Origin of the sequence: Candidatus Rhodoblastus alkanivorans, from assembly GCF_022760755.1 — a bacterium.
In the GTDB taxonomy this organism is placed as follows: Bacteria; Pseudomonadota; Alphaproteobacteria; order Rhizobiales; family Beijerinckiaceae; genus Rhodoblastus; species Rhodoblastus alkanivorans.
The window spans coordinates 3,095,013-3,119,700 of sequence record NZ_JAIVFP010000001.1; the positions used below are offsets into that span (position 1 = coordinate 3,095,013).

A 24,688-nucleotide genomic window follows, 5' to 3' on the forward strand; every position below is an offset into this window, starting at 1 on the left:
CGGCTTATCCCCCACTCTAACCCTCGCCCACAAGGGGGAGGGAACAGGGCGCCGGATCCCGTTGACCGAGGCGCAAGCCGCTCACGCGATCTGCGCCTTTTTGATGATTCGGGTGGTGCTGCGGTCGGGGATCAGTGGGCATGTCAAAACCTTGCCGCCGCGCGCCATGATGGTCTTGGCGCCCACGATTTCGCCTGCCGCGTAGTCGGCGCCCTTGACCAGCACGTCCGGCTGCAGCAGGTCGATGACTTCCGACGGGGTGTCCTGGTCGAACACCACGACGGCGTCGACATAAGTCATGGCCGAGAGCATGCGCACGCGATCCTCGACGCCATTGATCGGCCGGGTCGGGCCTTTCAGGCGGCGGATCGATTCGTCGCCGTTGAGCGCGACGATCAGCCGGTCGCAATGGGCGCGGGCGAATTCCAGCGTATGCAGATGGCCGATGTGAAGGATATCGAAACAGCCGTTGGTGAAACCGACGGTGAGACCGTCCCTTTCCCATTGCTTGCGGCGTTCGGCAAGGGCATGGGGGTTGGAATATTTGGTTTCGGACTGGCCTTTTTCGATCAGGCTGAGGCGGCCGAGTTCGTCGAGCAGTTCGGATTGGGTGACCGTGGCGGTGCCATGCTTGCCGACCACGAGGCCTGCCGCGGCATTGGCGAGGCGAGAACTTTCGACCAGCGGGCGGCCGGAACCCAAAGCCAAAGCCAGAGTGGCGACCACGGTGTCGCCGGCGCCGACCACATCGAACACTTCGCGAGCGCTGGCCTTGAGATGGGTGACGCCGGCCTCGCGTTCGATCAAGGTCATGCCATGTTCGGCCCGGGTGATGAGAACGGAGGCCAAAGCGCCGTCGCGCAAGGCGAGGCGGCCCGCTTCCTCGGCGAGCGCGTCCGTGGTCGGCGAAACGCCGACGGCCGCCGCCGTTTCCGACATGTTCGGCGTAACGACGGTGGCGCCGTCATACCGGTGGAAATTCGGGGATTTCGGATCGACGATCACCGGAACGCCATGCTGTTTGGCCAGCGTGATCGACGCGGCGACGACTCTATCGGTCAGGACGCCCTTGGCGTAGTCGGAAAGGATCAGCGCCTGACAATTGGTGATGTGATTCGCGACTTTGTCGATGACCGCGGTCTCCGCCTCCGGAGGAAGCGCATGCGCCTTTTCCCGGTCCATGCGCAGCAGATGGTGGCCTTGGGCGACGAACCGGGTTTTTTCCGCGGTCGGGCGCGATGCGACCGTGACCATATCGGGATGGATTCCTTCGCCCTCCGAGAGAATTTCGGTCAACTCGCGGCCCGCCGAATCCTCGCCGATGGCGCCGATCAGAATGCATTTGCCCCCAAGCGAATGGATGTTGCGCCCGACATTGGCGGCGCCGCCAGGTATATCCTGCTGGTTCGTGGCGAGCAAAACGGGCACCGGGCTTTCCGGCGAAATGCGCTTGACGTCGCCGGTAATGAAGCGGTCCAGCATCACATCGCCAACACAAAGGACAGCAATGTCCGTGAACGAACCGAGATCAATCACAGCAAGCCCCAGCTATCGAAACGTCAACTTGGGCATTGTTAGGCGCAAATGACGTAATGTAAATGACAATCTGCATTGAGCGGTTGGGGACTCAAGCGCATAGGGTTATGGCTTTTTGAGCCGCTTCCAGGAAATCTCGCGCGCAGCCTGGATCAGTTCCTATGCGGATGGCTCTTAGCCCGGCCGCTTCAGCCATGCCGACATCTGCGACGCTGTCGCCGATAACGACCGCCTGCTCGGCTGAAAAACCGAAATCGGTCATGGCCTTGCGAGCCATTCCCGGCTCAGGCTTTCGGCATGCGCAGGCGTCATCGGGGCCATGTGGACAAAAATAAATCGCGGCGAGTTCCAACTCGTGCCCTGCGAGCAACGCCCCGAGCCGATCATGAACCCGGTTGATGCAGTTTTCATCGAAATAGCCCCTCGCGACGCCGGATTGATTGGTGACCAATATGAGTGCAAAACCGGCGTCGCGAAGCATTTGCAGACCTTTGATAGCGCCTGGCGCGAATTCGATCAATTTTGGATCGCTTAAATAAACCTTGTCTAAAATAATCGTGCCGTCTCTGTCGAGCAGCGCGAATTTTTCTCGTCTTGGTGGATTCATCGGGGGCCTCTCATTAAATACTGAGCTTCGAATTGGGCCAAGTTGCCCATGGAGTTGGAGTTGACCCGTGACCTGCCGCTGAAGTTTCATCCAGCGGCGTTTAGAACGTCGGCTGTGTTTGACGTGCCCCCGATGTTGGACCGGCCGGCTGGCCGATTCCGGGGGGTGATCGGCTCACCGCGGGCTGCTGTCCGATGGCCCGTTGACAAGCGATATCGGCGGCTAGTTACCCGATGGCGCTATGTGGTCGTAGCTCGTTATAGTCTCTAAGCCAAAACTCCACTTTTTCGCGCGCATCGGCAAGGCTCATGAACCAGTGCGCGTTCAGGCACTCTACTCGGAACTTGCCGTTGAACGACTCGATAAAGGCGTTGCGGGTCGGTTTGCCCGGCCGAGAGAAGTCGAGGATTACGCCGCGCTGATAAGCGTACAGATCAAGGTCTCGCGACACGAACTCGGTTCCTTGGTCGACGAGGATCGTCGCCGGAAAGCCCTGTTCCGCGCCGATGCGTTCGAGCGTCTCGACGACGTTGGCGCCGCGGAAATTGAACCGCACGTCGAGGCCAGGCGAGAACCGGCTGAAAGTGTCGACGATCGTGAGCACCCGCAGCTTGCGTCCCGTGGCGAGTTGGTCGTCGTGGACAAACTCCATCGCCCATGTCCCATTGGTTCTGATAGTCCCGCGCCACGCAGGACGAGCAGCGGAACCGCCTGGCACGGCCGATCCTTGGAAAGGGCGTTGCATCCGGCAGGCCGATCGCATCGAACCTAACCCCGCCCGAATACCCGCAGGCCCGGCAGAAGGGACAGACGCCCGCAACGCCTTGGGCTATCAGATGGGCGATTGTCGGCGGCGGTTCTTGAGGGGCGCGATTGACGCGGATGGCATCGCTGGCGGTCAGCGTCGCCACGTTTTGTTACCCGATTGATTACCCAGCAACTGTAAGGCGACTTTTCCCGCCGAAAAGAATCACGGTAACTCATTGATTTTACTGGCGACCCCGGCAGGATTCGAACCTGCGGCCTACTGCTTAGAAGGCAGTTGCTCTATCCAGCTGAGCTACGGGGCCGGAGAACTCGCCTCATGCGAGGCCTGGACAAGCGATCAATGCGTCCAGGGCGTCACGCGGTTACTGCGGAAATTGTCGGAATAGGAGATGGCGCGGCGCTTGAACTCCTGCGGCTCCTCGACCCGATAAGGAATGCCGTTGCGTTGCGCATAGGCGATCGCTTCCTCGCGGGTTTCGAAACTCAGCTTGACCTGGCTTTTCATGTCGCTCGACGAGGTCCAGCCCATAAGGGGCTCGACGCTCCGCGCGCTCTCGGGGAAAAATTCGAGCCGCCAAAGCTTCGTTTTTCCCATGCCGGACTGGGTGGCGCTCTTCGCGGGACGATAAATGCGTGCCGTCATGACCGTTCCAATCTCTCCTGCTTTGGCCCCTGCCGAGCAGGGCGGCCGCCGGCGTCAGCCGACGCCGCGCCGCCCGCCTCGACGGGCTGATGGTCGGGGCAGCAGGATTCGAACCTGCGACCTGAAGTACCCAAAACTTCCGCGCTACCAGGCTGCGCCATACCCCGACGGCGCCGCCTTGTCGCTAGCATGGGCGGGTCGCGGCGACAAGCGTTCGCCTCATTTTGCGAACATCGGATGGCGCACGAGATCGCCCTCCTTCAATCCGATCTTGCGGGCATAGCCGGCGTTGACCTCGAGCACGCCGAGCGCCGGGCCGTCCGACGAAATGATGGCCTCGGACAAAGGCTCGGCGTTTTCATGGACATGGGTTACTTCGCCGTTCGGCGAAATGAAGATCATGTCGAGCGGAATATAGGTATTCTTCATCCACATCAGGACGTTCTGCTCGCGATTGAACTTGAACAGCATGCCGCGGTCCGGCGGAAGATAGCGCCGGTCCATCAGCCCATGTTCGCGCTCGGCCGGGGTCCGCATGACCTCGACCATCAGGTGATGCTCGACGGGATGGGAGCCGTTCGGATCGGTCACGATCGCAAGCGGTTCGAGAGCGGCTGTGGCCGCAGCTTCGAGCGCAAGGGCCGGAGCGCCGAACGAGAGGCTCGCCGCGGCGAGGAAAGGCAGAATCAGCGCCAGGGCGCGCGCGAGGGAAACAAGGCGGGGGGAGCCCCCGAACAGACGCGCCATAACCAAACCTCACTAAGACCAAACCCCGCTGAGACCAAGCGCAGCGATCAATGGGCGCTGGGAAGCCGGGTCTCCAGCGCCCGGACCTCGGCCGCCATGAGGCCCTTGGGCCCATTGCCGAACCGCGCCAGAAGCGAATCGCCGGGCTTGAGATCGGCGATGCCGTAGCGGCGCAAGATCTCCATATGAACGAATATATCCTCGGTGCCCTCGCCCCGGGTGAGGAAGCCGAAGCCTTTCACGCGGTTGAACCATTTCACGACGACGATCTCGAAACCGCCGACGGACTCGGCGACACAATGGGTGCGCGCCAGGGGAAGCTGGGCCGGATGCACCGCCGTCGATTCGTCCATCGAGAGGATGCGGAAGACCTGCAGGCCCCGGGTGCGGTTCTGCGCCTGGCAGACCACCTGCGCGCCCTCCGGAGCGGTCTGATAGCCGTCGCGCCGCAGCACCGTGACGTGCAGCAGGACGTCGGCGAGCCCGTTGTCCGGAACGACGAAGCCGAAGCCCTTCGCCATGTCGAACCATTTGATGCGGCCTCGAACCTCGATGACCTCGGGCGCGGCCTCGCCCGACATCCCGGATTCGGAGTCCTGCGGAATTCCCGGCTGTTCGCTGGCGCCCAATGAAACGGCTCCTGACAATGTGGCTGCCGCCCGCGAGAACCGGGGAATCGCCCCGATACGACCCGCGACCAAGCTCAGAATCAACGAATCGAGGATAGCATTGGCTGTCGGCCTTCCTAGCCATTTTTTGTGGCGACAAGAGTCCCACACACAATTTTTTCAAGCGGCCAAGATTTACCGGGCAATAGAGACAAACGCCGGCAATAAACCCGCTTCGCCGGCAAACGTTACTCAGGTCATAACGTAACCGAAGGCCGCGCCGCCAGTTTCCGCGCCTGTTCGCGCCAATGTTGCCGTCGAACGCGGCCAGGCTCCGCGAGATAGAATTCGACCCAGCGCGCGTGATCCGCCGACCAGGCGGCGATCTGGGAAAAAGTCCATATGCCGAGCGCATGAAGGCGTCGCGCGTCGGCCTCGTCTATGCCGGCGATCCGCGTCAGGTCGTCGCCGCCGCCCAGCGCCGCCAGGACGCCGAACGGCCTTTCGCCGGGATAAAGCGCGTCGTTGGTCTGAGCGGCGACGATCTGCGGCAGGCCAGCGCTCAGGGCCCGCGCCGCGCCGGCGTCGAGCCGGTCGGCGGTTTCCTCCGCGCCGGCCGGGCGCGCCGTGACGCCATGGGCCAACAGGTGCGCCTGGGCCGCCCAATAATCGATCACCTCTTCGTCAAGGCCAAGCCGGACGGCCGCGGCCTTGCGCCCCTCCCGCGGCAATGCCGCAAGCGACGCCAGATCGTTGACGCCCAGAGCGCGCAGCCCCTGCGCCGACCGGCGATCGAGGCCGCGAATTGCCGCGAAATCCTCCGTTGGCGGCGCGGGCGGCGCCGGCGGCGGAGGAATGTCTGCGGGCGCGGGCGGCGCCGGCGGCGACAATTCGGGCTCCGGCGGCGCCTCGACCGGCGCAGGCTCTGGCGCCGGCGCGGCGGCGGACGAGGCGAGACAGGCCAGGGCCGCGTCATTCGCGGCGATCGCCGCCGGCGCGGCGGCGACGAAGGCTTCGGCCCATTCGCCCGCCTCCCGCGCCGCGCCGACCCATTCCGGCGGCTCGGCCTTTTTATGCGGAGCGAGAAGCAGCCCGGGGAGGCAGCCGGCGCCGCTCCCCAACAGATAACACGCAAGGACCATCAGGCCCGCCTCAAGCCAAAGGCCATAACGGCCCGGCGCCAGATCGAGGGCGTCGGCGCCGCCGAGCCCCAGGGCGAACGCCAGCGCGAGCCCGAAACCGCGCCAATGCGGCTTTTCCCTTCCGCGACAGGCGAGCAGGCCGCAGACGAAGCCGAGCGCGGCGGCGGCGAAAGCCCAGGCCGAAAGACGCTGCAGGAGAAAGATCATCAGCGCTTCACCTTGCCTGAATGTCGATGCGGCCCTCGCCGCCTTCGGCCGGCCGGCCCTCGCCCGGACCGGAAATATGGAGGCTTTGCGGCTCGACCCCTTCGGCGAGCAGAAAAGCCGCCACCGCCTCGGCCCGCCGCCACGAAAGATCATCGCCGCGTTCCGAGGCGCTATCGGATAAGCCCGAAATGGCGAGCGTGGCGGAGGGACAAGCCTTGGCCGCCGCGGCCAAAGCCTTGAGCGGCGCCTTCGAGGCAGGCGTCAGCCGGGCGGCGTTTTCGAATTGCACCGGCGTCGCGCGCGCCATCCGCGCCAGCGCGGCGTTGCAATCCTCGGCCGCCTTCGGCGCCAGGGCGGACATGGGCGGGGCAGCCGGCCGCGTCACGGCAGACTGCGACGGGGGCAGCGTTTTTACGCCACTGTCGGCCGTGGTCTCGGGCCGAGGCGCGCCGGGCGGCGGAACATCGAGTTTGACGGGGAGTCCGGCGGCGGCGGACGCGACCGCGCGATATTCGGCTTCATTCGCCGCTTCACCGGCAAGCGTCGCCGCGCCGTCGCGCAAGCGCGCCTCGCCATGGCGCAAATGAGCGAGAGCGGGAAGCAGCGCCGCGGCGCGCACGACAAAATCGGGCGGCGCGCCTGAGGCATAGATCATGTCATCGACGATTCGCGCGCCGGGCGCCGCCTTCCGCGCCGCCTCGACCAAGGCCGCCCGGGCGGCGGGCGTCGGAGTCGCGCCGCCAAGGACCAGATCGGCCCCGTTCCGCGCCGCGCGCCAGGCATAGGGCGAAAGCGGCGGCGGAGGCTTCAGGTCGTCCTCGACTCGCCCTGCCCCCGGCAGCGCGCGTAGCGCGGCGAGCGCGCCCGCCCGCGCCGATTGGTCGAAAATCAGACCGGCGACGCGCAGGTCGCGGCCCTGTGCGAAGACCGTCGCGGACCCGCCCAATTTCTCGCGCAGGACGGCGTCGGCGCGCGCCGCGAGCCCGCTTTCCAGCTTCGGCGCCTCGAAATGGATCAATGCCAGCCACAGGCCGGTCGCCGCCGCCAGACCTATCCACCAAATGCCGGGCCGACGCATCGACTCCCCCACTTCATCTTCATCGCCCTAAATCTAGCCGCCCACGGCCGGCGGCGCCAATGGCCTTGCGCGCGCGCCGCCAGTTCGGCTTTTGCGGCCGGAACCGCTTGCCATTCCTCTCCCGGTCGGGCATATGTCAGCGCCACGCGTTTCGCTGCGGCTCAGTTTGCGGCGCGGCGCGTCGGCGGGAGACGTGGCCGAGAGGCTGAAGGCGGCGGTTTGCTAAACCGTTATAGGGTTGTAAAGCCCTATCGAGGGTTCGAATCCCTCCGTCTCCGCCATCACCTACAGCAGGATTTCCGAAAAGTGGCTGCCGGTTTTCGGACTAATCTCGCCATTCTGTCTCGTCATTGCCGACGCGAGCCCTGCATCCGGGGCGTCGTTTTGTCGGCGCCCATCGTCCTGCTCGCCGGCGCGGCCCTGGGCGCAATTCCGCAGCCGCCGCGCCGGCCGCCCGAATACATGGCCCCCGCGCAACCGCAAGGCGCGCCGCCCCCAGCCGCGCAGCCGGAAGCCCCGGCGAATCTCGCGCCACAGAAGCCGGCGACCGCGCCAACGACCGTCCCCTCGACGCAGCGCGTGCCGGTCGACGTCGATCCAGCGACATTGAAACCCTTCAATCTTCCGCCGGCCTCGCGCCAACGCATGCGCCTATGTGGCGAACGCTGGCGCGATCTGAAAATGGCTGGCAAGAGCGAGGGACTGACCTGGCGCTCCTTCGCCGAAAAATGTCTGCCTGCCAAGGACTGACGCCGGCTCCCATTGAACCGGTCAGGCCCGCGACCGACAGGACGTCTGCGGACGCCCGTCTCACGAAGGGCGATGGCCGATGCGAGGGCCTTCGTTGATCCCGCCCGAATCGCGATCAACGGAAAGCTGGCGCGAGCCGGCTCAGGCCTGCCCTTCGCTCGCCCCGGGCGCAGGAGCCGGCGCCTCCTCCACGACAGGCGTGGTTTCGACGGGCGGCGGAGCCTCGGCCGGCGCGACGGCGGCTTTCGGCTTGCGCGACGCGGCGCGTCTGGCCTTCGGCTTTTCTGGCGCCGCAACGGGAACCGCCACAGCCTCAGCCACGACCTTCTTCGTCACGCGACGGGACGCGGCGGCGCTGCGCGCCGACGGCTTTGCTTCCGATTTTGCGGCCGCCTTGGCCGCAGACTTCGCCGGCGCTTTCTTGGCTGCGACTTTCGCGGAAGCTTTCGGCGCGGTCGCCTTGGCCGCGCCCTTCGCCGCAGTTTTTTTCGCACCCGCCTTCACCCGCGCATTCTGAGTCGCAGCGGATTTGGCTGCGGCCTTTTTTCCGCCCGCCGGTTTGGCCGCCGGTGATTTGCCGTTGGCCGATTTCGCCGTCGCGGCCTTGGCGGTGTTTTTCGCGGTCGCCGATTTCCTTTCCGCCGGCTTTTTCGTCGCGCTCTTTATCGTCTTTGCGGCGCCATTGGCCGTCTTGGCGGCGCTCTTGGCCGTCTTGGCGGCGCTCTTGGCCGTCTTGGCGTCGCTCTTGGCCGTCTTGGCGGCGCCCTTAGCCGCCGCCTTGGCGTCGCTCTTGGCCGTCTTGGCGGCGCTCTTGGTCGTCTTCGCCGCGCCCCTGGCCGTCGTCTTGGCGGCGCTCTTGGTCGCCGTCTTCGCAGAGGATTTGGCCGCCGTCTTTTTTGCGCTCGCCGCCGGCTTCGCGGAAGTCTTTCTGGCGGACGTCTTCTTTTCGGAGACCTTCTTTTCCGCAGTCTTCTTGGCCGCGGTCTTCTTGGCGATCGCGGGCTTTTCCGCCGCCAGCTTTGCGGTCCTCTTGGCGGAGGTCTTGGTCACGCCTTTGGCCGACTTCTTGGCCTCGGACTTCTTGGCTTCCGTTTTCTTGCTCTCAGACTTTTTGGCGTCGGTCTTTTTGGCGTCGGTCTTTTTGGCGGCGCTCTTTGCGGCCGCAGCCTTCTTTGGCTCTTTCGCCGCAGCTTGAGACTTGGCAGCCGACTTGCCAGCCGATTTGGCGGCCGACTTGCCAGCCGGCTTGGCGACCAACTTGGCCGCCGCTTTGGGCTTGGTCGCACGCGGTTTCTTCTCGACGGCGGCCTCGCTTTCCGCCGGCGCCGCGGATTTTTTCGCGGCTGAATTTTTCCTTGTTGATTGCGCCATCATATCCCCCTTGGCGTCGCCGGCGCATGTTCTGCCGGATTGGGCGCAAGCAGCCTAAACCTGTTCAAAAGTCTTGCAAGAGAGCCCGACGTCTCTCGCGCTCACGCGCGACGAAATTTGCTCCGCAACGACTGCGCGCGACGTCAAGAAAATCCGTCTCGCGGGCGCGGATTCCCGCGAACGGGTCCGCGCGCAAGCGATGAAGGGAAGGCGCTTCGCGATCGCGCCACGCTGCAATTTTCGCGCTCGCCAAGGTCGGAGCCTATCAACATCCCGTCGCCACCCGGCAGGAACAATTCATGATTTTTACATCAAAATCAATTTATTAAGCCACGCCCTTCGCCGCAGCTTTTCCGCGCGCCGCAACGACGCTACGTCATTTTCGCCGACAGGCGGAGGGGTGAAATTCCTGTTTCAATTCGTCGTGACGGCTTGCGCCGCAGGAGCGCCGATGCGCCGCGGAAGGCCGGCGCGCACACACGAAAAAAAAAATTCACCCGCGCAAAACAACGCCGCGAAAATTCGCGGCGCGTCGGCGACGGAAGCGATTTGGCGAGCGCGACGCGCGCGACTCAGAGTCCCAGTTTCGCCTTCAACAGATCGTTCACCGCCTGCGGATTGGCCTTGCCGCCTGTCGCCTTCATCACCTGACCGACGAACCAGCCGAGCATGGTCGGCTTGGCTTTCGCCTGTTCGACCTTGTCGGGATTCTTGGCGATGATCTCATCCACCGCCGCCTCGATCGCGCCGGTATCGGTGACCTGTTTCATGCCTCGCGTTTCGACGATCTGCGTCGGGGCGCCGCCCTCGGTCCACACGATTTCGAACAGGTCCTTGGCGATCTTTCCGGAGATCACATTGCTTGCGATCAGATCGACGATGGCGCCGATCTGCGCCGCGGAAACCGGCGAGTCCTCGATTCCCCTGCCTTCCTTGTTCAGGCGGCCAAAAAGTTCGTTGATCACCCAGTTGGCGACGAGTTTCGCATCGCGGCCTTTCGCCGCCTCCTCGAAATAATCGGCCGAGGCGCGCTCCAGCACCAGCACGCCCGCGTCATAGGGCGAGAGCCCATATTGCGCGATGAAACGGGCCTTCTTCTCGTCCGGCAGTTCGGGCAGGTTCTTCCCCAGCTCGTCCACATAGGCCTGGTCGAATTCGAGCGGCAGCAGATCGGGGTCGGGGAAATAGCGATAGTCATGCGCTTCTTCCTTGGAGCGCATCGAGCGCGTCTCGCCCTTGTTGGGATCGTAGAGCCGCGTCTCCTGATCTATTGTTCCGCCGTCTTCGAGAATGCCGATCTGGCGGCGCGCCTCGACGTCGATCGCCTGGCCGATGAAGCGGATCGAATTGACGTTCTTGATCTCGCAGCGCGTGCCATAGGGCGCGCCCGGCTTGCGCACCGAAACATTGACGTCGGCGCGCAAAGACCCCTGCTCCATATTGCCGTCGCAGGTCCCGGCATAGCGCAGGATGGTGCGCAGCTTGGTCACATAGGCCTTGGCCTCGTCCGCCGAGCGCATGTCGGGTTTCGACACGATCTCCATCAACGCGACGCCGGAGCGGTTCAAATCGACATGGGAATCGTTGGCGCCGAGATCGTGCAGGGATTTGCCGGCGTCCTGTTCGAGATGCAGGCGCTCGATGCCGACCTTGATCTGCTCGGTCGGCGACAGATCGACCAAAACCTCGCCCTCGCCGACGATGGGATGTTTGTACTGGCTGATCTGATAGCCCTGCGGCAGGTCGGGGTAGAAGTAATTCTTGCGGTCGAACACCGAGCGATGATTGATCTGCGCCTTCAGCGCCAGGCCGGTGCGGATCGCCTGTTTGACGCATTCCTCGTTGATGACGGGGAGCATGCCCGGCATGGCCGCGTCCACCAGCGAGACATGGCTGTTGGGCGCGCCGCCGAATTCGGTCGAGGCGCCGGAGAAAAGCTTTGCGTGGCTCGTCACCTGGGCGTGGATTTCAAGGCCGATGACGACTTCCCATTCGCCGGTCGCGCCCGGGATCAGTTTGGAAGAACTGGCGTGCGTATTCATGCGGGATCGCCTTTCCTGTCTGACAAATCTTTCATCAGACGCTCTTCATATGCAATCGACCATTCGATGATCGCGGTCCACAGGGATCGCGCGAGATCGGGATCGAGATTTTTTTCCTTTGCCCGCGCGGCGACGCGGGCAAGCACTTCATCGACGCGCGGCCCGATGCGCGCCGGCCAGCGGATACGGCTCTTGATGTCCGCCGCCTCCTCGATGCAGCGCTGGCGCTCGGCGAGCGCATCAACGAGGGCGGCGTCGAGCGAGTCGATTCTCTGGCGCAATGCGGCCATGTCCGCGTTGTTCGCCGCAGCCATCTCGTCTGCGCCGCTCACGGCGTTCAGCCCCACCAGCTTTCCGGCAGGCCGATCTTCGGCGCCGCCTCCTCGATGACCTGGCCGAGCGAAAAGATGGTTTCCTCCTCGAACGGCCGGCCGATCAATTGCAGGCCAAGCGGCAGACCCTCCGCCGAAAGGCCGCCGGGCACGACGAGGCCCGGCAGGCCTGCCATGTTCACGGTGACGGTGAAAACGTCATTGAGATACATTTCCACCGGATCGGACGAACCCTTTTCGCCGAGCGCGAAAGCCGCCGACGGGGTCGCGGGAGTGAGGATCGCGTCCACGCCGGCTTCGTAAGCGAGGTCGAAATCGCGCTTGATCAGCGAGCGGATTTTTTGCGCGCGCAGGTAATAGGCGTCGTAATAGCCGGCCGACAGCACATAAGTGCCAATCATGATGCGGCGGCGCACTTCCTTCCCGAAACCTTCGGCGCGGGTGAGCTCGTAAAGATCGACAATATCCTTGCCGGTCTTGCGCAACCCATAACGTACGCCGTCGTAACGGGCGAGATTGGAAGACGCTTCCGCCGGCGCGACGATGTAATAGGCCGGCAAAGCGTGCTTGGTGTGGGGCAGCGAGATTTCGCGGATTTCGGCGCCCGCCGCCCGCAGCCAGGCGACGCCCTGATCCCACAAAGCCCCGATCTCGGCCGACAGGCCATCGAGGCGATATTCCTTCGGAATGCCGATCACCTTGCCCTTGACCGAGGCGCCGATGGCCCTTTCGTAATCCGGCACAGGCGCGTCCACGCTGGTGGTGTCCTTAGGGTCATGCCCCGCCATCGAGCGCAGCAGAATCGCCGTATCGCGCACATTCTGCGCGATCGGCCCGGCCTGGTCGAGCGACGAGGCGAAGGCCACTATGCCAAAGCGCGAGCAGCGGCCATAGGTCGGCTTGATCCCGACGGTTCCGGTAAAGGCCGCGGGCTGGCGGATCGAGCCGCCGGTGTCGGTCGCCGTCGCCCCAAGGCACAGCCGCGCCGCGACCGCCGCCGCCGAGCCGCCCGAGGAGCCGCCGGGGACGAGTTTGGCGTCGGAGCCGCTGCGCCGCCAGGGCGAGATCACCGGACCGAAATAAGAGGTCTCGTTCGACGAGCCCATGGCGAATTCGTCGAGATTGAGTTTTCCCAGCATGGTCGCGCCGTCGCGCCACAGATTGGCGGTGACGGTGGACTCATATTGCGGCACGAAACCTTCGAGAATATGGCTCGCGGCGGTCGTCTGGACGCCTTCGGTCGCGTAAAGGTCCTTGATCCCGAGCGGGATGCCTTCCAGCGGGCGGGCTTCGCCCCTGGCGAGCCTTTCGTCGCTGGCTTTGGCCTGCTCGAGCGCCTTTTCCGGCGTTTCGACAATAAAGGCGTTGAGGCTCTTCGCCCGCGCCATGGCGGCAATGAAAGCCTGGCTCAGTTCGACCGCCGAGAATTTTTTGGCGGCGAGGCCCTCGCGCGCTTGCGCAAGCGTCAGGCGGGTCAGATCGGACATATCGCGTCCCTTTGCTATTCGATGACTTTCGGTACGACGAAGAAACCGTCCTCGCGTGCGGGGGCGTTGGCCAGGACCTTTTCGACGATCTCGCCGTCGGTGACGACGTCTTCGCGTTTCTTCATCGTCATCGGCAGAACCGAGGTCATCGGTTCGACGCCCGAGACGTCGACCGCGTTCAACTCCTCGACGAAGCTCAGGATGGAATTGATTTCGTTCTGCAGGAAAGGCGCTTCTTCTTCGCTCACGCGAATGCGCGCGAGATGGGCGATGCGCCGCACCGTCGCCAGATCGACCGACATCGAGGGCTCCATGCTGGATGAGGCGGCTTCACCCGCCGCCTGTAAGGGCTCTAGCCTATACAGAAGGCGTTGCCGCGGCGCAACGATTGCGCCAGTTGATCCGACTGTGGAAATTCACCAGACACCCGGACCCGGCGAGGGAGCTGCGATCGATCCGTTAAGATTTCGTCAACCATTCCCATGCATGGTTAACGAAATGACAATGGGATGCTTCGATGAACGCCCACGTTCGCTCTCCTGCCACGCTAAATCTGCGAACCCATTCGCTGATCGCGTTCGTTCTGCAGCCCGTGGAGCCGTTGAGCGAATGGCTCGGGACGCTTGACGGCTGGCTGGCCCAAGCCCCGAATTTCTTCGCCAACAAGCCGATCATCCTCGATCTCGCCCAGATCGACATATCGGTGAAGGATTATCGCGACCTTCTGGGCCAGCTTGCGCGCCGCCATATCCGCGTCATGGGCGCGGAAGGCGCCAACCCGTCCCTGGTCGGGCCGCATCTGCCGCCGAAGGTGACGGGAGGCGTGCCCGTCGCGCCGCAAGAAACGCCCGCTGAAACGCCCGCTGAAACCAATGCCGCACCCGCAGAGCCTGCGAAAGCCCCGCCGAGCGCCAAAACGCTGGTGATCGACGCGCCGGTGCGTTCCGGCCAATCGATCGTGAATCTCGAGGGCGACATAACGATCGTGGGCCGCGTCGCCTCAGGCGCCGAAATCATCGCTGGCGGATCGGTTCATGTTTATGGCGCGATCCAGGGCCGGGTCATCGCCGGCGTCTCCGGCGCGCCGAATGCGCGCATTTTCTGCACCGAAGCGCGCGCCGAACTGCTCTGCATCGGCGGCGCCTACAGGACCGCGGAGGACATGGATCCGAGGCTCGAGGGCAAAAGCGTCGAAGTCCGGCTGGCCGAAGGCGGCCTGCAGATCCGCATCTTGAATTGAGGAAAAGGGGAGCGCAATGAGCAAAGTCGTTGTGGTGACGTCAGGAAAAGGCGGCGTGGGCAAGACGACATCGACGGCTTCGCTCGGAGCCGCGCTGGCCAAGAGCGGCCAGCGGGTCTGCGTCGTCGATTTCGACGTGGGCTTGCGCAATCTCGATCTGGTGATGGGCGCCGAGCGCAGGGTCGTCTATGACCTCATCAATGTCGCCCAGGGCGACATCAAGCTGTCGCAGGCGCTGATCCGCGACAAGCGCATCGACACATTGAACCTGCTCGCGGCGTCGCAGACCCGCGACAAAGACGCCTTGACGGAAGCGGGCGTGGAAAGGGTCATCGGCGAATTGCGCGGCGTCTTCGACTGGATTCTCTGCGACAGTCCGGCGGGAATCGAACGGGGCGCGACGCTGGCGATGCGCTTCGCCGACGAGGCGGTCGTGGTCACCAATCCGGAGGTGTCGTCGGTCCGCGATTCGGATCGCATCATCGGATTGCTGGATTCCAAGACCCTGCGCGCCGAACAAGGCCAGCGCATGGAGAAACAGCTTCTCCTGACCCGTTTCGACGCTTCCCGCGCGAGCCGCGGCGAAATGCTCAGCGTCGACGATGTGCTGGACATCCTCTCCATTCCCCTGCTCGGGATCATTCCGGAGAGCGAGGACATCCTGCGGGCGTCCAATCTCGGCGCTCCCGTCACCATCAACGGATCGACGACCGAGGCGGCCCGCTCCTATGAGCACGCGGCGCGCCGCCTCACCGGCGAATCGGTGCCCATGCTGTTTCCCGGCGAAAAGAAGTCGTTCCTCAATCGCATCCTCGGCCGGAGGGCGGCATGAACGTATTCGCCTTTTTCAAGACGCGCGGTTCCGCGCCGGTCGCGCGCGAGCGTTTGCAGATTCTGCTCGCGCACGAGCGCGTCACGCTGGGGCCCGGGAATCTCATCGCCATTCTGCGCGACGAACTCCTGGCGACGATCGCCAAACATGTCGAAATCGATCCGGAGGCTCTGAAGATCAAGATGGATCATTCGGGGGCCGTTTCCACGCTCGAGATCGATGTTGAGATCCCGACCGAGAAGATCGCTCCCAAGCCCGCCCTGCGGGAATCGGCGCGAGCGGCGGCGCGCTGAAGCGGCGACCGCGCCGCAAACGCCTCAGAATCTCGGGCCGCGCCGCGATTTCGCCGCGCGGCCCGACGGCTTTTGACGCTCCGACGCCCAACATTTCAAAACTGGATCGTCTCGCCGATCTCCGGACGATGGACCCGCGCCTTGGCGCCCTGCATGGCGGCGACGAAGGCGTCCGGCGTCTGGTCGATGATCGGGAAGGTGCCGTAATGCATCGGAATGACATGGCGGAAGTCGAAATAACGATTCACCGCCAGGGCCGCCGTCTTGCCGTCCATGGTGAAACGGTCGCCGACCGGAATGAGGCCGATTTCCGGCTGGTACATTTCGCGGATGAGGTCCATGTCGGAAAAGATCGCGGTGTCGCCGAAATGATAGACGCGCGGGCCGGATTCTGGCAGCAGGACCGCGCCATTGGGATTGCCGAGATAGACCGGCTTGCCGTCAATGATGGTGCTGGCCGAATGCAAAGCCGGCGTGAGCGCGACCGAGAATTCGCCGCAGGGAATGGTCCCGCCGGTATTGCCGGGATTGATGTTTTCGGCGCCCTTGCTGTTGAGAAACATGCAGACTTCGAAATTGGCGACGATCTGCGCGCCGGTCTTTTTGGCGATCTCCGGCGCGTCGCCGATATGGTCGTCATGACCGTGGGTGAGGACGATATGGGTGACGCCCGCCGAGACCTCGTCCAGGCTGCCGGTGAATTTCGGATTGCCGGTGAGGAAGGGGTCGATCAGGATGTGCGAGTCGCGCAGATCGACGCGGAACGCCGAATGGCCGAGCCAGGTGATTTTCATGGGATCGCCTCTCATATCGCCTCTCATGGAGAATTGGCGGGAGTTTAGTCGCGCGCATGGTTGACGCAAGCGAAAGGGTCAGGGCGCGCGCGCCGTGACATAGAGCCAGTTTTCGCGCGCGCAGGCGATTTCCCAGGAGGCGAAGCCGGCCGCGCGCAAAAAGGGCGGCAAATCCTCCGCCTCCCAATGAAGGAAGTAGCGCGGCGCGCCGATTTTCGCGTTCGACCATTCCTCGCCCCGTCCCCGTTTGAGGCTGAAGGCGAGGCGCCCGCCGGCCGCAAGCGCGCAGCGTAATTTGGCGAGCGCCAGGGCGAATTCATCACCCGTGAAATGCAGCAGCACGGCATTGGCGAAGATCAGGTCGTAGATTTCAGGAAGATCGTCAGTCAGGACGTTGAAAAGCCGCGCCTTCAGCCCCCGGGCGCGCAAGGTTTCGACGAAACCCGGCACGGCGTCGGCGCATTCGATGCGGAACCCCCGGCGGCGAATGTAAGCGGCGTCGCGGCCGAAGGCGGCGCCCAGTTCGAAAAGGCGCGCGGAAGGCGGCAAATCGGCCAGCAGCGCATCGATCCAGTCCTTCACCGCGCCGCTTACGTCCGGCGCCGTGCCGTCGACATAGGCCGCGAGCCGCGCGGCATAGGATTGCAACGTCTTTTCGTTCGAACCGGCCATGGCGCGACGCTAGCCTAAACGCATGGCCCGTGTTAGCGGGAACCATGACCGAACCGCAGAAAAACGCCGCCGTCGTGACGCTGGACGAGCTTGCCGGCCAGTTGAAGCGCAACGAGCGGCTGATGGGGATCGACCTCGGAACCAAGACCATCGGCCTGGCCCTGTCCGATGTCGAACGGCGGCTCGCCACGCCGCTCACGACGATCAAGCGCGTCAAATATACGCCGGATGTCGCGCAGATGCTGGCCCTCGCCGACAACCACGGAGTTGCGGCTTTCGTGATCGGCCTGCCGCTCAATATGGACGGCACGGAAGGCCCGCGCGCCCAATCGACGCGCGCTTTCGTCAGACAAACCGCGCCCCTGGCCAAAAAACCCTTCGTGTTCTGGGACGAGCGGCTCTCGACCGCCGCCGTCACCCGCGAGTTGATCGCTCAGGACGTCTCGCGCAAAACGCGCGCGGAAGTTGTGGACCGGATGGCCGCGGCCTATATCCTGCAAGGCGCGTTGGACCGCCTCCATCGACTTCCGGGATAAATCAAGCCAAGATTTAAGATGAGATTTACGCCTTAACCATCGACCACAAACACAAATCGCGTTAAACTTCTGGATCGCCTCAAGACGAGACGCTCGCGGGCCAAGGCGCTACAACCCTTGCTTGTCCGTGGAGCGGCGCTGGCGGGGATGCCTCCGGTCGGACGAACTTGGCCCCTGCCCGCGTCTCGCCAGTTTTCGGTTCTTCGGTGTTCCATGACCAAGAAATCCAGGAAAAAAGCCGCAATGGATTTAGACGCCTTTGCCTCTGAAACGCCGGCCGCAAACGACGCAAACGACGAAGATTTCCGCTACGACACCGAGGACGACGGCGCCGACGCGCCCGCGGCCGGCTCGGCGGAAGAGACCGCGCGCTATATTTCGGACATGGTCGGCTCGCTCGCCCTGATAGCGCGCGACGCCAGGCTCGACCTCCTCAACTATCTGCTGGAAATGGCCCGCGTCGAGGCCGAGATGCAGGCCCGGCAGACCGAGACGCCTTTTGACGAGGATTGATCAGCCGATCAGCGCGACGCGGTCGCCGCCGTGGCGTTCGATCCGGCCTTCGATTTCCAGCTCCTGCAGGATCAGACGGATTTCCTGAACCGAAAATCCGCTGGCGCGGGCGAGATCGTCCACGCCAATAGGCGCCGGCCCGAGCAGGCGCTCGACCCTTTCGCGGCCCGTCTCGGCGTCGCGGCGCTCTGCGCCATTCGCCTTAAAGTCCTGCCCGGCGTCCAATTCGTCGTCCACGAATTCGAGCGCGAGCGGCGCGGCGGGCGCGATCCCGTCCCATTCGTCCCACAGCGGCTCGTCATAGGGCGCCGGCTCGGGCTCGAACAGCAGGTCGTAACGTGCGGCGCCGCGCGCGGCGAGCGGCGCGACGACGTCGATCACATCCTGCGCGTCCATGCAAAGCAGCGCGCCGTCGCGAATAAGGTCGAGCGCCCCCGCCGCGCGCGGATCGAGCGGCGAGCCCGGCACGGCGAAAACCTCGCGGCCCTGCTCCTGGGCGAAGCGCGCCGTGATCAGCGAGCCCGAGCGCCGCGCCGCCTCGACCACCACCGTCGCCAGGGACAGGCCGGAGACGATGCGGTTGCGGCGGGGAAAATCACGGCCGCGCGGCTCATAGCCAAAGGGCATTTCGGAGATCACCACGCCGCGCGCGGCCATGTCTTCGAGCAGATCGAGATTTTCCGGCGGATAGGGCCTGTCGAGCCCGCCCGCGAGCACGCCGACCGCGCCGGTCGGCAGCGAGGCTTTATGGGCGCAGGCGTCGATGCCGCGCGCCGCGCCCGAAACCACGGCATAGCCCGCCGCGCCCAGGCCCAGCCCGAGCCTTTCGGTCATGGCGAGCCCCGCGGCCGAGGCGTTGCGCGAGCCGACCAGCGCGACCATGGGCTTGCGCAACAGGCCGGCGTCGCCGCGAACCGCGATCAGAGGCGGCGGCGCGTCGATCGCCCGCAGCGCGGGCGGAAAATCCGGCTCGCATAAAGCGATGAAGCGGGCGCCGAGGCGCGCGGCCCGCTCCCATTCGCGCAAAGCCATATCGCGCGAGGCCAGCGTCACCGGCCGGCCCCTGCCCTGGCGGATCAGCTCTGGCAGAGCGCGCAGCGCGGCGCCGGCGTCGCCATGGCGCTGGATCAAGGCGAGGAAAGTGCGCGGACCGATGTTTTCGCAACGGATGAGTTGCAGCCAGTCAAGTTTCTGTTCGTCGGTGAGGCGCGCCGCCTTCATTTCTTCTGGCCGATCCTGCCTTCGGTCCCCGCGCGCAGCCGGGCGATGTTTTCCCTGTGCTTGACCCACAGGATCGCGGCCATGACCGCAAGCAGATCGGCGTGGCCGGGAAGGCCCAGCAGCCAAAGCACGACAGGCGACAAAGCGCTGGCGACCAAAGCCGAGAGCGACGAATATTTCGAAAGAAAAGCTGTCGCGAGCCAGATCGCCATGAAGGCCAGACCGGCGGGCCAGGCGAAGCCGAACAGGCAGCCGAGAAAGGTCGCAACGCCCTTGCCGCCCTTGAACTTGAGCCAGGCCGGGAAAATATGGCCGAGAAAGGCCGCGAACCCCGCCAGGGCGCCGGCTTCGAGCGAAAAGCGGGACATGATGAGCACCGCCGCCGTCCCCTTGAGCGCGTCGAGCAGCAGAGTCGCGGCGGCTATGTCCTTGCGCCCGGTGCGCAGCACATTGGTCGCGCCAATATTGCCGGAGCCGATCGCGCGCACGTCGCCGAGCCCCGCGGCTTTGGTGAGCAGCAGGCCGAAGGGAATCGAGCCGAGGCCATAGCCGATAAGAAGCGCAAGAAGCGCGAGCGGAAGGGAAATCATGCCTGCTCCATCGCCGCCGCCGCGCCATGGACGATATGGCCGGCGACCATGGTCATCTTGACCACGCCCTGCAGGCGCGCCTCGTCGAAGGGCGTGTTCTTGCATCTCGACTTGAGATCGTCCTTGTTCAGCACGAAAGGCTCGTCCGGATCGAAGCGAATGAGATCGGCGGGCGCGCCGCGCTTCAGCCGCCCCTGCTCCAGCCGCAGAATGTCGGCGGGATTCGTCGTCATCGCGCGCAACAGACGGCTGAGCGGAACATGGCCGGCGTGAACCAGGCGAAGCCCGGCCGCGAGCAGGGTTTCGAGGCCCACGGCGCCGAAATCGGCCTCGCCGAAGGGCAGGCGCTTGGTTTCGACGTCCTGCGGATTATGGTCGGAGAAAACGACGTCAATCAGCCCGCTGGCGACCGCCTCGACCAAAGCGAGCCGCTCCTCCTCGCGCCGCAGCGGCGGCTTGAGCTTCAAAAAGGTGCGATAGGAGCCGATGTCGTTCTCGTTGAGCGTCAGATGGTTGATCGTGACGCCGCAGGAGACGGGCAGCCCTTCCGCCTTGGCCTTGGCGATGACGTCCAGCGCCAAAGTGGTGGAAATGGGCGCGGCGCAATAGCGCGCCCCGGTCATGCGCGCCAGCCTGATGTCGCGGTCGAGCGCAATGGCCTCGGCCTCGCGCGGCACGCCGGAAAGGCCGAGCCGGGTCGCCAATTCACCCGCGTTCATCACCCCAGAGCCCGCGAGGTCGCGATCCTCCGGGAAGTGCAGGATCAGCGCGTCGAAATCGCGGGCGTAAGTCATGGCGCGACGCAGGGTCTGGCTGTTGCGGATCGAGCGCGAGCCGTCGGTGAAGGCCACCGCGTCCGCCTCGCGCAGCAGGCCGAATTCGGTGATTTCCTGGCCCTCCAGCCCCTTGGAGATCGCCGCCGTCGGCAGCACCCGCACCCGGCCATGATCGCGCGCCCGGCGCTTGAGGAAATCGACCACCGCCGGGTCGTCCACCGGCGGATGGGTCTCGGGACTGGCCACCAGAGTGGTGACGCCGCCGGCCGCCGCCGCCGCCGTGGCGGTGGCGATGGATTCGCGGTGCTCGGCGCCCGGCTCGCCGACAAAGGCGCGCAAATCGATCAGGCCGGGACAAAGGACGTCGCCGCCGCATTCGATCAGGGCGACCTCGCGAGGCAGGTTCGCCGCCGTAACCTCGGCGCCGAAATCACTGATTCGCCCGTTCTCGACGAGAACGCCGCCGCGCGTCTCGGTCCCGCTTTCCGGGTCGATCAGGCGGGCGTTGACGAAAGCCAGCAGCGGATGAGGCTTTATTTGAACCATGGTTTTCGATAGCGCGCGGCGGCCTTGAGGGCAATCGGCCGAGCGTCGAAACGCAAAACTCTCGCCAAAACTCTCGCCAAAGCTCTTGCAACGACGGCGCCGATCATGTCCTTGTATCCCGCCGCCTGAACGTCCAGCCGGCGGCAAAACCGATCAACGCAAGCAGCGCGAACACGATCAGCTGAAAAAACACATTGCTCATCGCTCCCGGCAATTTGCCGCCGCCGCTGGCGCTCGCGAATAGGTCGGAGGCATAGACCGCCTCGGCGACGATGACCGGGAGAATCCACCACGGTCCCCAGCCGCGCCAGGCGATCAGCGCGGCGAGCAGAACGGTCGGATAGGCCAGGCCGTCGTGAAAATGCGCGGCGGCGGCGGCCAAGGTCAGCCAAAACAGGCGGATGGCGAGCAACACGAGATTCTCCGGACGAAAGGCGCGAAAAAGTTTGATTCGAAAGCCCGCGCTTGGGTAAGAAGGTCGTTCACAGTCAAGAACCCAAGAGTCAAGAACCCAAGAGAAGGCCCATGCCCGAGGTGATTTTCAACGGACCCGCCGGTCGTCTCGAAGGACGTTTTCATCCGTCCAAACAGCGCGGCGCGCCCATAGCGATCATTCTTCATCCGCATCCGCAATTCGGCGGCACGATGAACAATCAGATCGTTTATCAGCTTTATTACGCCTTCGCCGAGCGCGGATTTTCCGTATTGCGCTTCAATTTCCGCGGCGTCGGCCGTTCGCAGGGCGCCTTCGACCATGGCCAGGGCGAATTGTCGGACGCTGCGGCCGCGCTCGACTGGGCGCAGGCGATCAGCCCGGAGGCGCGCTCGTGCTGGATCGCCGGCGTCTCCTTCGGCTCGTGGATCGGCATGCAGCTGCTGATGCGCCGCCCCGAGATCGAGGGCTTCGTATCGATCGCCCCGCCCGCCAACCGCTTCGACTTCACGTTTCTGGCGCCCTGCCCCTCTTCCGGCCTGTTCGTCCACGGCGATCAGGACCGCGTGGCGCCGATCAAGGAAGTCACCAGCGTCATAGAAAAGCTCAAGACCCAGAAGGGCATCGTCATCGAACACGCGGTGGTCGAAGGCGCCAACCATTTCTTCGAGGATCGCGTGGACGACCTGATCGGCAAGGTCGACGCCTATCTCGACAAGCGCCTCGGCAACCCGCCGAAGATCGCCATCGCGGCGCGGAGCGACTAAGGATATCGGCGAGGCTTTCGACGAACCAGACGGCCATTAAGGTTTTTGCCGGCTAGGCATTTTCGATTTTCTCTCTCCCGCTCAAGGCAAAGCCTTCGCGCGTCACGGCCGCGGATCGAACGCCAACAAGCCCTAAGCCAAGGCGGGCAGGATTTTCGCCCGCAACTGGGCGAAATCCATCGGCCCTTGCGCGGCGAAGGTCAGGCGCGGCGCCGGCGCGAAAACGAAATGCGCCGGTATGCCGCGCGCGCCGAGCGCGCGGAACAGAAAGCCGTGGCGATCCATGCCGAGCCTGAAATAGGGATTGCCGTTTTCCCGCAGGAAATGAAGCGTTTTTTCCGGTTGGTCGAGCGAGGCCGCGCCATAAATTCGGGCGCCTGACCGCGCGAATTCCATCAAGGCTTCATGTTCGGCGCGACAGAACGGGCACCACGAGGCGAAGGCGTTGATATAGACGGATTTCCCCACAATGTCGGCCGAGGAAAAGCCCGGAACGGCGGCGCCTGAAGCGTCTGTCAGGCCGGGCAGCGCCGCCAGTTCGAAATGGTCCGCGCGAAAAGGGTTGAAAAGCCGCGCCCTCAGGCCCAGATGACGCCACGCCCACAGGCCAGCGCCCGCCGAAGCCACGGCCAGACCTGCGCCGAAAACAACCGCTCGGCGGTCGATGTGCATTTCGTTTTCCGAGTTCATGAGCGCAGACTGACGCGCAGGCGTTAACGCGCCGTGGACGCGACAATTCGTCTTATCGGCAAAGCCCGCTTGCCCTCGCAAATCGCGGGGCCTTAAAGTGAATCTGGTTAAGAAAAGGATTGGGCCCATGAGTCCGGCGAATCGCGCCACGAGTCGTCCCGCGAAGGCGCGACAGGAGCAGAAGGAGCCGACAGGCTCTCGCTCTGGCGCAGGCCAACCGCTCGAGCAATGGGAATGCGACGTGCTGGTCGCGGGCGCCGGCTCGGCCGGGCTTTCGGCCGCTCACGCCTTTGCCGCGCAGGGCCGCAAAGTGGTGGTCGTGGGCAAGGTCGAGACCAATCTCGCCGGCCGGACCGTGGCCTTGTTCGAAGGTTCGCTGCGCTTCTATCGCGCGCTCGGCCTGTGGCCGCGCCTCGCCGGTCACGCCGCCCCGATGGAGGGCATAAGGATGATCGACGACACCGGCTCGATCTTCCCGACCGGCCCCAAGGAGTTCCGCTCGCGCGAGATCGACCTCGACGCTTTCGGCGAGAATATCGAAAACAATGCTTTGGTCGCCGAACTCGCCCAGGCCGCGCGCGAAGATCCGTCGATCACCTTGATCGAGGACCTGATCGACGAGTTCGAGCTCAACCTTTCCGGCGCGCGCGCGCGGCTCGCCTCAGGCGGGCGGATCGAGACCAAGTTCATCGTCGCCGGCGAAGGCCGAAATTCCCAGGCGCGGCAGATCGCCGGCATAACGGTGACGACCTGGTCCTATCCCCAGATCGCGCTGACCGCTTTGCTCGCCCACGACAAGCCGCATCATCAGATTTCGACCGAATGGCACAAGCGTTCGGGCCCTTTCACCTTCGTGCCCCTGCGCGGACGCGAGGGCGAACCCTGCCGCTCCAGCCTGGTCTGGCTGGTCTCGCCGCGCGACGCCCGGCGCCTGCAAGCTTTGCCGCCGGAAGAACTCGCCGCCGAGATCGAGGACGAATCGCACGGCCTGCTCGGCGCGATCCGGCTCGACGGGCCGCTCGGCGCCTTCCCGATGGGCGCGATGAAAACCTCGCGGGTCACCGGCATGCGCATGGCGCTGATCGGCGAATCGGCCCATCTCTTCCCGCCGATCGGCGCGCAAGGCCTGAACCTGACCCTGCGCGACATCGCCAATCTGGTCGATTGCCTCGACGGCGTCGATCTCGACGAGCCGGAGGAAATCTCCCGCGCCCTGGAGCGTTACGAGCGCCAGCGCGCCCGCGACATCGGACTGCGGGTGCGCGGCATCGATATTCTCAACCGCTCCCTGCTCATTCACGCCTTGCCGGTCGATTTCGCGCGCGCTTTCGCCCTCAACTTCTTCTCGGCGATCGGGCCGTTGCGCCGCGCCCTGATGCGCGAGGGCGTCACCCCGCACGGCCCGACGCCGAAACTGATGCGCGCCCGCCCGCCGGCGCGGCGTCCGTCAGCGACAAGGAGCTGACG

28 protein-coding genes, 3 tRNA genes and 1 pseudogene are annotated in these 24,688 nt (G+C 64.7%); 11 read left to right on the forward strand and 21 right to left on the reverse strand.

Annotated features, from left to right (window positions below; all coding sequences use genetic code 11):
• Positions 1 to 81: 81 nt before the first annotated feature.
• The 10 genes and pseudogenes from rfaE1 to K2U94_RS14320 form a co-directional block, all read right to left on the reverse strand.
• Positions 82 to 1,536, reverse strand: a complete 1,455-nt coding sequence (gene rfaE1 / locus K2U94_RS14275; protein WP_336606168.1) for a D-glycero-beta-D-manno-heptose-7-phosphate kinase — start codon at positions 1,534 to 1,536, stop codon at positions 82 to 84.
• A gap of 91 nt (positions 1,537 to 1,627) precedes the next feature.
• Positions 1,628 to 2,143: a D-glycero-alpha-D-manno-heptose-1,7-bisphosphate 7-phosphatase gene (locus K2U94_RS14280; RefSeq protein ID WP_243067839.1), complete on the reverse strand. Its 516-nt coding sequence runs from the start codon at positions 2,141 to 2,143 to the stop codon at positions 1,628 to 1,630.
• Positions 2,144 to 2,369: 226 nt separating this feature from the next.
• Positions 2,370 to 2,810: pseudogene (locus tag K2U94_RS14285) on the reverse strand (integrase core domain-containing protein); the annotation flags it as partial.
• 326 nt (positions 2,811 to 3,136) lie between these two features.
• Positions 3,137 to 3,213 (reverse strand) — tRNA-Arg (locus tag K2U94_RS14290).
• 35 nt (positions 3,214 to 3,248) lie between these two features.
• A complete protein-coding gene (locus K2U94_RS14295) occupies positions 3,249 to 3,554 on the reverse strand; it encodes an ETC complex I subunit (protein WP_243067840.1) in 306 nt (101 codons plus the stop codon).
• A gap of 90 nt (positions 3,555 to 3,644) precedes the next feature.
• Positions 3,645 to 3,721 (reverse strand) — tRNA-Pro (locus K2U94_RS14300).
• Positions 3,722 to 3,773: 52 nt separating this feature from the next.
• The gene (locus K2U94_RS14305) at positions 3,774 to 4,301 is read right to left on the reverse strand and encodes a DUF192 domain-containing protein (protein ID WP_243067841.1); all 528 of its coding nucleotides are present in this window, start codon (positions 4,299 to 4,301) and stop codon (positions 3,774 to 3,776) included.
• A 47-nt stretch (positions 4,302 to 4,348) separates the two neighbouring features.
• Positions 4,349 to 4,882, reverse strand: a complete 534-nt coding sequence (locus tag K2U94_RS14310) for a cold-shock protein (protein ID WP_243068888.1) — start codon at positions 4,880 to 4,882, stop codon at positions 4,349 to 4,351.
• A gap of 284 nt (positions 4,883 to 5,166) precedes the next feature.
• Positions 5,167 to 6,258, reverse strand: coding sequence for a hypothetical protein (locus K2U94_RS14315; RefSeq protein WP_243067842.1), 1,092 nt, complete (start codon positions 6,256 to 6,258; stop codon positions 5,167 to 5,169).
• A gap of 7 nt (positions 6,259 to 6,265) precedes the next feature.
• Entirely contained in the window at positions 6,266 to 7,336 is a 1,071-nt protein-coding gene (locus K2U94_RS14320; protein ID WP_243067843.1) for an OmpA family protein, read from the reverse strand.
• Positions 7,337 to 7,523: 187 nt separating this feature from the next.
• Between K2U94_RS14320 and K2U94_RS14325 the strand changes: the two genes are divergently transcribed.
• The 4 genes from K2U94_RS14325 to K2U94_RS14340 all read left to right on the forward strand — a co-directional run bounded on the left by K2U94_RS14325 (position 7,524) and on the right by K2U94_RS14340 (position 9,281).
• A tRNA-Ser gene (locus tag K2U94_RS14325) sits at positions 7,524 to 7,617 on the forward strand.
• Between the two features lie 103 nt (positions 7,618 to 7,720).
• Positions 7,721 to 8,086 (forward strand): hypothetical protein, encoded by a 366-nt coding sequence (locus tag K2U94_RS14330; protein WP_243067844.1) that lies wholly within the window; start codon positions 7,721 to 7,723, stop codon positions 8,084 to 8,086.
• Between the two features lie 94 nt (positions 8,087 to 8,180).
• Complete coding sequence (locus K2U94_RS14335) at positions 8,181 to 8,603, forward strand: hypothetical protein (RefSeq protein ID WP_243067845.1); 423 nt, start codon at positions 8,181 to 8,183, stop codon at positions 8,601 to 8,603.
• Positions 8,604 to 8,666: 63 nt separating this feature from the next.
• Positions 8,667 to 9,281: a hypothetical protein gene (locus tag K2U94_RS14340; RefSeq protein WP_243067846.1), complete on the forward strand. Its 615-nt coding sequence runs from the start codon at positions 8,667 to 8,669 to the stop codon at positions 9,279 to 9,281.
• 748 nt (positions 9,282 to 10,029) lie between these two features.
• Here the strand turns inward: K2U94_RS14340 and gatB are convergent.
• Genes gatB through gatC form a run of 4 tightly spaced genes read right to left on the reverse strand, consistent with a single transcriptional unit; the run spans position 10,030 to position 13,620 of the window.
• Positions 10,030 to 11,499, reverse strand: a complete 1,470-nt coding sequence (gene gatB / locus K2U94_RS14345; protein ID WP_243067847.1) for an Asp-tRNA(Asn)/Glu-tRNA(Gln) amidotransferase subunit GatB — start codon at positions 11,497 to 11,499, stop codon at positions 10,030 to 10,032.
• Positions 11,496 to 11,846, reverse strand: coding sequence for a chorismate mutase (locus tag K2U94_RS14350; protein WP_243067848.1), 351 nt, complete (start codon positions 11,844 to 11,846; stop codon positions 11,496 to 11,498). Before K2U94_RS14350 ends, gatB begins: the two co-directional genes overlap by 4 nt.
• The gene (gatA, locus tag K2U94_RS14355) at positions 11,837 to 13,318 is read right to left on the reverse strand and encodes an Asp-tRNA(Asn)/Glu-tRNA(Gln) amidotransferase subunit GatA (protein ID WP_243067849.1); all 1,482 of its coding nucleotides are present in this window, start codon (positions 13,316 to 13,318) and stop codon (positions 11,837 to 11,839) included. The genes K2U94_RS14350 and gatA overlap by 10 nt, the downstream gene beginning before the upstream one ends.
• A 14-nt stretch (positions 13,319 to 13,332) precedes the next feature.
• A complete protein-coding gene (gene gatC, locus K2U94_RS14360) occupies positions 13,333 to 13,620 on the reverse strand; it encodes an Asp-tRNA(Asn)/Glu-tRNA(Gln) amidotransferase subunit GatC (protein WP_243067850.1) in 288 nt (95 codons plus the stop codon).
• Positions 13,621 to 13,835: 215 nt separating this feature from the next.
• Here gatC and minC point away from each other — a divergent pair, with 215 nt between their 5' ends.
• Genes minC through minE form a run of 3 tightly spaced genes read left to right on the forward strand, consistent with a single transcriptional unit; the run spans position 13,836 to position 15,683 of the window.
• Positions 13,836 to 14,558: a septum site-determining protein MinC gene (gene minC / locus K2U94_RS14365; RefSeq protein WP_243067851.1), complete on the forward strand. Its 723-nt coding sequence runs from the start codon at positions 13,836 to 13,838 to the stop codon at positions 14,556 to 14,558.
• Positions 14,559 to 14,574: 16 nt separating this feature from the next.
• Positions 14,575 to 15,390, forward strand: a complete 816-nt coding sequence (gene minD, locus K2U94_RS14370) for a septum site-determining protein MinD (RefSeq protein WP_243067852.1) — start codon at positions 14,575 to 14,577, stop codon at positions 15,388 to 15,390.
• Positions 15,387 to 15,683 carry a cell division topological specificity factor MinE gene (minE, locus tag K2U94_RS14375; protein WP_243067853.1) on the forward strand — a complete coding sequence of 99 codons (297 nt, stop codon included), beginning with the start codon at positions 15,387 to 15,389 and terminating at the stop codon, positions 15,681 to 15,683. The genes minD and minE overlap by 4 nt, the downstream gene beginning before the upstream one ends.
• Positions 15,684 to 15,778: 95 nt before the next feature.
• Here the strand turns inward: minE and K2U94_RS14380 are convergent, their stop codons facing one another.
• Together K2U94_RS14380 and K2U94_RS14385 are read right to left on the reverse strand one after the other, a co-directional pair.
• Positions 15,779 to 16,477, reverse strand: a complete 699-nt coding sequence (locus tag K2U94_RS14380) for a metal-dependent hydrolase (RefSeq protein ID WP_243067854.1) — start codon at positions 16,475 to 16,477, stop codon at positions 15,779 to 15,781.
• A 78-nt stretch (positions 16,478 to 16,555) separates the two neighbouring features.
• Positions 16,556 to 17,149: a class I SAM-dependent methyltransferase gene (locus K2U94_RS14385; protein WP_243067855.1), complete on the reverse strand. Its 594-nt coding sequence runs from the start codon at positions 17,147 to 17,149 to the stop codon at positions 16,556 to 16,558.
• Between the two features lie 44 nt (positions 17,150 to 17,193).
• On the opposite strand from K2U94_RS14385, the gene ruvX reads away from it, so the two are divergent.
• Complete coding sequence (ruvX, locus tag K2U94_RS14390) at positions 17,194 to 17,685, forward strand: Holliday junction resolvase RuvX (RefSeq protein WP_243067856.1); 492 nt, start codon at positions 17,194 to 17,196, stop codon at positions 17,683 to 17,685.
• A 243-nt stretch (positions 17,686 to 17,928) separates the two neighbouring features.
• Positions 17,929 to 18,198: a hypothetical protein gene (locus tag K2U94_RS14395; protein ID WP_243067857.1), complete on the forward strand. Its 270-nt coding sequence runs from the start codon at positions 17,929 to 17,931 to the stop codon at positions 18,196 to 18,198.
• On the opposite strand, the gene dprA is transcribed toward K2U94_RS14395, so the two are convergent.
• The 4 genes from dprA to K2U94_RS14415 form a co-directional block, all read right to left on the reverse strand.
• Entirely contained in the window at positions 18,199 to 19,419 is a 1,221-nt protein-coding gene (dprA, locus tag K2U94_RS14400) for a DNA-processing protein DprA (RefSeq protein ID WP_243067858.1), read from the reverse strand.
• A complete protein-coding gene (plsY, locus tag K2U94_RS14405; protein ID WP_243067859.1) occupies positions 19,416 to 20,009 on the reverse strand; it encodes a glycerol-3-phosphate 1-O-acyltransferase PlsY in 594 nt (197 codons plus the stop codon). The genes dprA and plsY overlap by 4 nt, the downstream gene beginning before the upstream one ends.
• Complete coding sequence (gene pyrC / locus K2U94_RS14410) at positions 20,006 to 21,331, reverse strand: dihydroorotase (protein ID WP_243067860.1); 1,326 nt, start codon at positions 21,329 to 21,331, stop codon at positions 20,006 to 20,008. The genes plsY and pyrC overlap by 4 nt, the downstream gene beginning before the upstream one ends.
• A 103-nt stretch (positions 21,332 to 21,434) precedes the next feature.
• Positions 21,435 to 21,746: a hypothetical protein gene (locus K2U94_RS14415; protein ID WP_243067861.1), complete on the reverse strand. Its 312-nt coding sequence runs from the start codon at positions 21,744 to 21,746 to the stop codon at positions 21,435 to 21,437.
• A gap of 110 nt (positions 21,747 to 21,856) precedes the next feature.
• Here K2U94_RS14415 and K2U94_RS14420 point away from each other — a divergent pair, with 110 nt between their 5' ends.
• Positions 21,857 to 22,531, forward strand: a complete 675-nt coding sequence (locus tag K2U94_RS14420; RefSeq protein ID WP_243067862.1) for an alpha/beta hydrolase — start codon at positions 21,857 to 21,859, stop codon at positions 22,529 to 22,531.
• Between the two features lie 132 nt (positions 22,532 to 22,663).
• Here the strand turns inward: K2U94_RS14420 and K2U94_RS14425 are convergent, their stop codons facing one another.
• Entirely contained in the window at positions 22,664 to 23,203 is a 540-nt protein-coding gene (locus tag K2U94_RS14425; RefSeq protein WP_243067863.1) for a redoxin family protein, read from the reverse strand.
• 145 nt (positions 23,204 to 23,348) lie between these two features.
• Here K2U94_RS14425 and K2U94_RS14430 point away from each other — a divergent pair, with 145 nt between their 5' ends.
• Positions 23,349 to 24,686 carry an FAD-dependent monooxygenase gene (locus K2U94_RS14430; protein WP_243067864.1) on the forward strand — a complete coding sequence of 446 codons (1,338 nt, stop codon included), beginning with the start codon at positions 23,349 to 23,351 and terminating at the stop codon, positions 24,684 to 24,686.
• Positions 24,687 to 24,688 lie beyond the last annotated feature (2 nt).

Excerpts from the sequence above, each read along its gene's own strand:
- K2U94_RS14280 (WP_243067839.1), bottom strand. The coding sequence starts at position 2,143 with ATGAATCCACCAAGACGAGAAAAATTCGCGCTGCTCGACAGAGACGGC.
- K2U94_RS14295 (WP_243067840.1), bottom strand. The coding sequence starts at position 3,554 with ATGACGGCACGCATTTATCGTCCCGCGAAGAGCGCCACCCAGTCCGGC.
- K2U94_RS14305 (WP_243067841.1), bottom strand. The coding sequence starts at position 4,301 with ATGGCGCGTCTGTTCGGGGGCTCCCCCCGCCTTGTTTCCCTCGCGCGC.
- K2U94_RS14310 (WP_243068888.1), bottom strand. The coding sequence starts at position 4,882 with ATGTCGGGCGAGGCCGCGCCCGAGGTCATCGAGGTTCGAGGCCGCATC.
- K2U94_RS14315 (WP_243067842.1), bottom strand. The coding sequence starts at position 6,258 with ATGATCTTTCTCCTGCAGCGTCTTTCGGCCTGGGCTTTCGCCGCCGCC.
- K2U94_RS14320 (WP_243067843.1), bottom strand. The coding sequence starts at position 7,336 with ATGCGTCGGCCCGGCATTTGGTGGATAGGTCTGGCGGCGGCGACCGGC.
- gatB (WP_243067847.1), bottom strand. The coding sequence starts at position 11,499 with ATGAATACGCACGCCAGTTCTTCCAAACTGATCCCGGGCGCGACCGGC.
- gatA (WP_243067849.1), bottom strand. The coding sequence starts at position 13,318 with ATGTCCGATCTGACCCGCCTGACGCTTGCGCAAGCGCGCGAGGGCCTC.
- gatC (WP_243067850.1), bottom strand. The coding sequence starts at position 13,620 with ATGTCGGTCGATCTGGCGACGGTGCGGCGCATCGCCCATCTCGCGCGC.
- minC (WP_243067851.1), top strand. The coding sequence starts at position 13,836 with ATGAACGCCCACGTTCGCTCTCCTGCCACGCTAAATCTGCGAACCCAT.
- minD (WP_243067852.1), top strand. The coding sequence starts at position 14,575 with ATGAGCAAAGTCGTTGTGGTGACGTCAGGAAAAGGCGGCGTGGGCAAG.
- minE (WP_243067853.1), top strand. The coding sequence starts at position 15,387 with ATGAACGTATTCGCCTTTTTCAAGACGCGCGGTTCCGCGCCGGTCGCG.
- K2U94_RS14380 (WP_243067854.1), bottom strand. The coding sequence starts at position 16,477 with ATGAAAATCACCTGGCTCGGCCATTCGGCGTTCCGCGTCGATCTGCGC.
- K2U94_RS14385 (WP_243067855.1), bottom strand. The coding sequence starts at position 17,149 with ATGGCCGGTTCGAACGAAAAGACGTTGCAATCCTATGCCGCGCGGCTC.
- ruvX (WP_243067856.1), top strand. The coding sequence starts at position 17,194 with ATGACCGAACCGCAGAAAAACGCCGCCGTCGTGACGCTGGACGAGCTT.
- K2U94_RS14395 (WP_243067857.1), top strand. The coding sequence starts at position 17,929 with ATGGATTTAGACGCCTTTGCCTCTGAAACGCCGGCCGCAAACGACGCA.
- dprA (WP_243067858.1), bottom strand. The coding sequence starts at position 19,419 with ATGAAGGCGGCGCGCCTCACCGACGAACAGAAACTTGACTGGCTGCAA.
- plsY (WP_243067859.1), bottom strand. The coding sequence starts at position 20,009 with ATGATTTCCCTTCCGCTCGCGCTTCTTGCGCTTCTTATCGGCTATGGC.
- pyrC (WP_243067860.1), bottom strand. The coding sequence starts at position 21,331 with ATGGTTCAAATAAAGCCTCATCCGCTGCTGGCTTTCGTCAACGCCCGC.
- K2U94_RS14420 (WP_243067862.1), top strand. The coding sequence starts at position 21,857 with ATGCCCGAGGTGATTTTCAACGGACCCGCCGGTCGTCTCGAAGGACGT.
- K2U94_RS14425 (WP_243067863.1), bottom strand. The coding sequence starts at position 23,203 with ATGCACATCGACCGCCGAGCGGTTGTTTTCGGCGCAGGTCTGGCCGTG.
- K2U94_RS14430 (WP_243067864.1), top strand. The coding sequence starts at position 23,349 with ATGAGTCCGGCGAATCGCGCCACGAGTCGTCCCGCGAAGGCGCGACAG.